This is a genomic window from Candidatus Aegiribacteria sp. (genome assembly GCA_021108435.1).
In the GTDB taxonomy this organism is placed as follows: Bacteria; Fermentibacterota; Fermentibacteria; order Fermentibacterales; family JCC-6; genus Aegiribacteria.
On record JAIOQY010000004.1, the window covers coordinates 1 to 7,407 of the forward strand.

Here is a 7,407-nt window from a genome sequence, read left to right on the forward strand (position 1 = left end):
TTTATGTTATCAGTTCTGCTTTTCGCGGGAATAATCGCAGTGACTCTGCCCGACCCATCAGATATTCAAACCATCACTGCCGGTGAATCAGCTGTGATTGATCTTTCATCCGGTGAGGGGTGGATTCGGCTTCTTGAAGATGATTACGTCTGCCTGAGTCTCTCGGTTTCCGGAGGAGTCAATCTCACTGCTTATGACAATTCCGGGGCTATCCTCTGTAAATCCGATCCAGGTGCAGAGATGGTTCTTTCCGCTTTCTCTGATTACTGGTTTTACGTTTTCCTTGAGAGAGAAACCAGTAGCTGTGATTCTGATGTTATTCTGTCCGCTGAGATTGTAGAGCCTGTTGAACTGATTGTTCGCGAGGATGTCAGCGGAAGAGTTGATCGAAACGAAATGGCAGAGATATACACTTTCTCTCCGATGGAGAGAGGAAACTGGACCTTCAGACTCGAGGGTACAGGGGGAACGGACCTCGATCTGGAAATATACGGCAGCAATATGAGTCTCTGTGGTAGCAGTGCTTCACTTGAAGGATTTGAGACAGTTACAGTAGCAGCCCTTCCGGGTGAAGAACTCACAGCGGTTGTAAGCAGATATGGTAAGAGCGGTTCGGGAGAATACTATTTTTCCGTTGAGCCATCCGGAAGGTTTCCTGAATTTGATTCGGATATGATGGAAGCTTCAATTGAGCCTGGAGAGATTCACAGATACCTTATTCCCGAACACAGTAAACCGGTATTTCTCGATCTTACAATATTGTCACCAGGTGCTGACATTGATCTGGTCATTCGAGATACAGCCGGCGAATATCTGATGGGATCGCAATCCTATTCATCAATTGAGACGCTTCTCCTACCCGCAAGTGAAGCGGAAGTGGTGGCGAATGTGATTCTTTACGATTCTCCGGATGATGAATTAGTTCCATACATTATGAGTTCCGGAAAAATTGGATCTGTCTTCTCACTTATTCCGGTGAAAACAATCATTTCCGTAGGTTTAACAGAGAAGACGTGTCCGATTGGATTCTCTCCACCCGAATCCCGGATATTCGAGGTTTCTGTAATTTTCGACAAAACTCGTGACGGAGATGTACGTGTATTCAGAGGATCAGGCGAACCGGTCCTTACGTTCAGTTCTGAAAGAGGCGATGAGAAGTTCCTTCTCTGGGTTTCTCAGAGTGATACTGTCTGGGTATACCCATTCTTTAATGAAGCTGACATGTCAGGAGATGCCACTGTCAGGATTGCAGCTGCTGATTCCAGGGAAATTGATGAATCGTATTCTGGAGAGATAGGAGATAACTCATCCACAGAGTTTTTCACCGTTACCGCTCAGGCTGGAACAATCCTTGATATTGCTCTTTCCGGAGAGGACAGGGAAGTTGATATTGACCTTTTCGTGAGCGGACCGGGAATAGATCTTGTAGCCGAGGGCTGGCTGAGTAATGTCGATGCCGCAGGGGATGAAGCCGTCGCGGTTTATTCTGAGGAGGATGCCGTATACGGAATAACCGTATATCTCTATGAACGGAGAGACCGGACTTCTTTTACCCTGGATGTGAACAGAATAGAACAAGTTGAGATGGCTTCTTCATCTCCGGAACCTGAGATATGGGCTATCACTGCTGGAATAAGCGGTTATCCTGAAGCTGCGGATGTACTCAACCGGGCAAGCATGGATGCGGTGGAGGTTTACGACTTCATGATTACGGAGCAGGGAATACCTGAAGATCATGTTATTCTGCTGGTGGATGCAATCGCGACCGTTGACAATTTCATTGATGGTGTTTCCAGTCTGCTGGAAAACGCCGGACCGGAGGACAGAGTAGTAATTTTCTTCAGCGGTCACGGAAACCAGCTTGCTCCTGGTTCCGGTGGACAGGAGGAATCAGATTCCGCGAATGAATCCATCTGTCTTTTTGATGACGAAATTTCAGATGATCAGCTTGCAGACCTTGTTGATTCCCTTGCCGACGCGCCGGTGTTCCTGTTCTTTGATGCATGTCATTCTGGTGGTTTTGTAAACGATTTTACTCAGGGAAGCAATGTTCTGGTACTTACAGCCGCGCGTGAGGATCTCAGCGTAAGCGAAAGGATACTCACTCCGATACTGCTTCAGGGATCTCGCGGAGATGCGGATATTGATGGAAACGGTTATGTTTCCGCACTGGAACTCATGACATACATTGATGGCAGACTTCAGCTCATCTGTCCTGAGTGCGATACTGAACTTGCTCCGAATACATATGTCTGTCCTGAGTGCGGTGCGGCTCTCAAAGGAGAGAACGCCGTCCCGCGACCTCAGCAGGGAATGTTCCTTGATGAAGATGTCGATTTGTGGAGATAGAAGGGATACCAGTGACTGAAGAAAGAGATCTGCATCCACTTGAGAAAAAACTTCTGACATATCTGGAAAAAAACGGAAAATCATCCGATGTGGACATAATCAGAGAGAGCGATCTCCCTGACGAGGGCTCTTTCAGAAGAGCTGCCCAGTGGCTTCTTTCAAGGAAGCTTATCATTGAAGAATCAAGGGAAGAAGAAGTATTCGTTCAACTCGGACCACTTGGCACGCAGAACCTGGAGATCGGCAGTTCTCCGGAGCTGTTAATGCTTCGTGCGGCTTCAAGTGGTAGTACTTCTCTTCAGGAAATCCAGCAGGACACTTCATTTGACAGAGGGCGCTGGGGAAGCGCATTTGGCGCATTGATCAAGAGCGGTCTCCTGAAAAAAGCGGGTGATGAGATTCTTTTCAATGGAAAACCGGAGGAAACTGTTTTCCAGGAAGTCTGGGATCAGGTATACATACCATTATCCGATGGAAATGAAATCAAATTCGCTGACCTTCGAGAAAACATTGCTGAAATAATCGATTCCAGAAGTCCCAGGAGGGGAAAGAGCCGGGCTGAATTCATATTGAACGAGGTCGTAACGAGCATTCTTGACATTACAGCAGAAGGCAGAGAAGCTCTGAAGAAGGCTTTAGAAACAGTCACTATCGGAGCGATGACACCGGAAATTCTTGCTGAAGGATCCTGGAAGGATGCCAGATTCAGAAGGTACCAGGTTGATATTCCCCCATCGAGAATACACACCGGAAGGCTTCACCCTTACAGGCAGTTTCTTGATACCGTGAGGAGACGTTTTATTGGGCTGGGTTTCAGCGAGATGAGAGATTCGCTCGCTGAGAATGAATTCTGGAACAATGATGCTCTGTTCATGCCTCAGTTCCATCCGGCAAGGGATATTCATGATGTCTACTATCTTGAAGAGGGCAGGAGCGTCCCGCCTCCATCAGATGAACTTGAGAAACGGGTTGCAGCCGCTCATGAAAACGGCGGAGATACAGGCAGCAGAGGCTGGGGCTACAAATTCAGCCGTAAGCAATCCCTTCAGGCGATACTCCGCTCGCAGGGAACTTCGCTGTCAGCAAGAACACTTGGTTCGAATCCGAATATACCGGGTAAGTATTTCGCTATTGCAAGATGTTTCAGATACGATCAGGTTGATGCCACTCATCTTCCCGATTTCTTTCAGGTGGAAGGAATAGTGCTTGGTGAACAGATTAATCTGAGGTACTTATTGGGGCTTCTTAAATTATTTGCTGAGGAAATCGCCGGAGCTTCCGATTACAAGTTCCTCCCCGCATACTTCCCTTTTACCGAGCCATCTGTGGAGATGCATATAAAACATCCCCGGCTCGGATGGATCGAGGTAGGTGGAGCGGGGCTTTTCCGGCCTGAGGTTTGTCTTCCGCTCGGAGTCGATGTTCCTGTAATCGCATGGGGACTTGGTCTGGATAGAATGGCCATGCTTGCTCTTGGGCTTAATGATATACGTGATCTGATCACACCTGATCTTACCCGATTGCGCAATATAAAAGTTCAGCCGGATCGTCTCCTTACTGGAAGAAGAGGGGGGGAAGCCAATGCCTAAAATCGAGGTCAGCCGGCAGGACCTTTTCCAACTGTCTCGAATGAAGGATCCCGGTGATGCTGAACTGGCGAACCTTCTGACTCTTGTAAAAGGTGAAATTGATCATTCATTTGAGGACGAGCTTAAGATAGAACTTAACGATACTAACAGGCCTGATCTGTGGTGCGTTGAGGGAGTAGCCAGGGCTTTGAGATGCAGTGAGACCGGTCCATTCAATCACCTTGCTGATCTTCCGGAACCTGCGGGTGAGATTCATGTTGATCAGAAACTCGAAGATGTCAGACCTTTCATTGCGGCGTTTACCGCCTGCGGCTGGAGTCCTGATCAGAAACAATTGAATGCTCTCATCGATGTTCAGGAGAAACTTGCAGCTTCCTTCGGTCGTAACAGGAAAACAGCGGCCATTGGTTTCTACCGACTGGATGAGATCAGGTTTCCCGTGAAATACAGAGCGGTGACTCCTGAGACATCTTTCATTCCGCTTGGTGAAGAACGAGAAATGACCCTGAGCGAAATACTCGCTGATACGGAAACAGGTCGCATATATGCTCATCTTGTTGAAAAAGCTGATCTGTGGCCATTGCTGGAAGATGCATCTGGTTCAACATTATCATTCCCTCCGGTAATCAACAGCCAGACGACCGGAAGAGTGAGACCCGGAGATTCCAGTCTTTTCTGTGAAGTCACCGGGACTGACTGGGAAACTGTACAGCTGACAGCTGCAATACTGGCATGCAATCTCCAGGACAGAGGAGCTTCAATAGCTCCTGTTCTTGTGAAATACCCCGCTTCTCTGCACTCCGAAATGCAGACGCCTGTGATTTTCCGGGACAGTATGACGGCAACGAAAGATGAGATAAGAAAAGTGCTCGGGATTGATATATCTCTTGATTCAGCGAGGGAAGCTCTCCTGAGGATGGATTATGCTTCGGTTGAGATCGAAGGCGATTCGTTGACAGGAATCCTTCCGCCCTACAGGAGGGATGGAATCCATGCAGTCGACATGATTGAGGATATAGCGATTTCCCGTGGACTGGAATCCTTTGAACCGCTCCTTCCTGAACAGTTTACTATCGGTCACAGTGCTCCGGTAGAGGAACTTGTTGATGCTGTACGGACAGTACTGATTGGAGCAGGATGCGAAGAAATTCTCCGTCCCGCACTGACCAGCTGGAGAAAAATAAGGGAAATTACCAGAACTCCGATTGATCCCGTGATGATAGCCAACCCCATGACCGAGGAATATGGAGTTGTCCGAAACACGCTGCTTCCGGGACTTCTTAATGTTGAAAGTACCAGCGCTCATGCTTCTTATCCCCATCGCATATTTGAATCGGGAGAGATTCTGATTTCAGGAGATGACGGCGTCTGCAGAACTGAAATCTATCTTGCCGGTCTTGTCTGCGGTAACAAAGCTGATTTTGGTGATGTTCATTCCATCCTCGGTTCAATCTGTTACTCAAGAGATCTTGATCTATCCCTGAGATCTGTAGAAGATGAAAGGTTTATCAGCGGCAGGTGTGCCACCGTTATCATCAACGGCAAGGAATCCGGCGTAATAGGGGAATTTCACCCTGCAGTTCTTACGGAATGGGGTATTGCTCGTCCGGCTTCCGGATTCGAGATAAACATTGATTCTCTGAAAGAATAGATTGTCACTATATACTCTTATAAGTGAGTTCAGTCCCTCCGGTGATCAGCCGGAGGCTATAAGAAGACTGGTGCACGGTCTGAAAGATGACATGGAGTGGCAGACCCTTCTGGGTGTTACCGGTTCCGGTAAAACCTTCACCATGGCTGGAATCATCGAGAAAATGGGAAGCCCCGTGCTGGTTGTGAGCCACAACAAGACACTTGCTGCCCAGCTTTACAGTGAACTGAAGGGTTTTTTCCCGGATGCTGCCGTTGAGTATTTCGTAAGTTATTACGATTACTACCAGCCCGAAGCCTACCTTCCGACAACGGATACTTTTATCGAAAAGGACGCTGATCTCAACGAAGAGCTGGACAGACTCAGACTCCGTGCAGCTACATCTCTCCTCACGCGGAGGGATGTAATCGTTATTGCGTCCGTAAGTTGTATCTATGGCCTTGGTAATCCTGACACATTCAAATCCAGCTGCCTGGATGTCGCAACAGGCATGATACTCGATCAGGAAAGCTTTCTTTCAGAACTTGTGGGAATGCGGTACTCAAGGAATGATGTTGCTCTGACAAGAGGCAAATTCAGGGTTCGTGGGGATGTTGTGGATGTTGTTCCCGCTTATGGCCGAATGGCGATAAGGGTTGAGTTCTTCGGCAACAGGATAGAGAGTATTTACAGGGTTGATCATTTTACAGGTGACGTTCAGGAGAGCCTGGAGAGAATTTTCATCTACCCTGCAAGGCATTTTGTTACAAGTGAAAGTGAGCTGAACCTGGCGCTTGGACGAATCGAACGGGAACTGGAAGAAACCCTGGCGGATTTCAAACTCAATGGAAAACTGCTTGAAGCGCAAAGGCTGGAATCAAGAACACGTTACGATATCGAACTCATGGCCGAAACGGGATACTGCTCGGGAGTAGAGAACTACAGCAGACACATGTCCGGAAGGAAAGAAGGAGAGCGTCCCGCGTGCCTGCTTGATTACTTCCCTGAGGGAGATATGCTGGTTTTCATAGATGAGTCGCATAGGACGATCCCTCAGTTATCGGCGATGTACAGAGGCGACAGAGCCAGAAAGGAAACACTTGTCAATTACGGATTCAGGCTTCCTTCAGCTCTGGATAACCGGCCATTGTATCTTGACGAATTCATTGAGATAACTGGTAAGAAGATCTGCATGTCCGCAACACCCGCCAAATACGAACTGGATCATTCCTCCCAGATTGTGCAGCAGATCGTCAGACCAACCGGACTGGTGGATCCTGAACTGGAAGTCAGACCGGCCGTAAGCCAGGTTGATGATCTTGTAGAGGAGACCCGGAGGGCGATTGAGTCCGGAGAGAGAGTACTTGTAACTACATTGACCAAAAAGATGGCAGAGGAACTGACCTCATATTTTCAGGATCTATCGATCAATGCCAGATATATTCACAGTGAGGTTGACGCTCTTGAGAGGGTTTCAATTCTCAGAGAACTCAGACTTGCGGATTTCGATGTACTGGTCGGAGTAAACCTCCTTCGAGAGGGACTCGATCTCCCCGAAGTAGCCATGGTAGCGATTCTTGACGCCGACAAAGAAGGATTTCTGCGATCCAGAACAAGCCTTATCCAGACTGCTGGAAGAGCAGCAAGAAACCTGACCGGCAGAGTAATACTCTACGCTGACAGGATCACTGATTCCATGGAGTATGCGATCACTGAAACCGCGCGCAGGAGGAAAATACAGCTTCAGTATAACATTGATAATAATATTACACCTGAAAGCATCAGGAAATCAAGAGAAGATATCCTGAGAGCGACCAGCATTGCTGATATCTTCAAATC

4 protein-coding genes are annotated in these 7,407 nt (G+C 47.9%); all 4 read left to right on the top strand.

Going from position 1 to position 7,407, the window contains the following annotated elements; all coding sequences use genetic code 11:
- Window positions 1–2,349, top strand: a 2,349-nt coding sequence (locus tag K8R76_00125) for a caspase family protein (GenBank protein MCD4846577.1), incomplete at its 5' end; no start/stop codon positions are given.
- 11 nt (window positions 2,350–2,360) lie between these two features.
- Window positions 2,361–3,938 (top strand): phenylalanine--tRNA ligase subunit alpha, encoded by a 1,578-nt coding sequence (locus K8R76_00130; GenBank protein ID MCD4846578.1) that lies wholly within the window; start codon window positions 2,361–2,363, stop codon window positions 3,936–3,938.
- Window positions 3,931–5,589 carry a phenylalanine--tRNA ligase subunit beta gene (gene pheT, locus K8R76_00135; protein MCD4846579.1) on the top strand — a complete coding sequence of 553 codons (1,659 nt, stop codon included), beginning with the start codon at window positions 3,931–3,933 and terminating at the stop codon, window positions 5,587–5,589. Before K8R76_00130 ends, pheT begins: the two co-directional genes overlap by 8 nt.
- 1 nt (window position 5,590) lies before the next feature.
- Window positions 5,591–7,407: excinuclease ABC subunit UvrB (gene uvrB, locus K8R76_00140; GenBank protein ID MCD4846580.1), on the top strand; the 1,817-nt coding region annotated here is incomplete at its 3' end.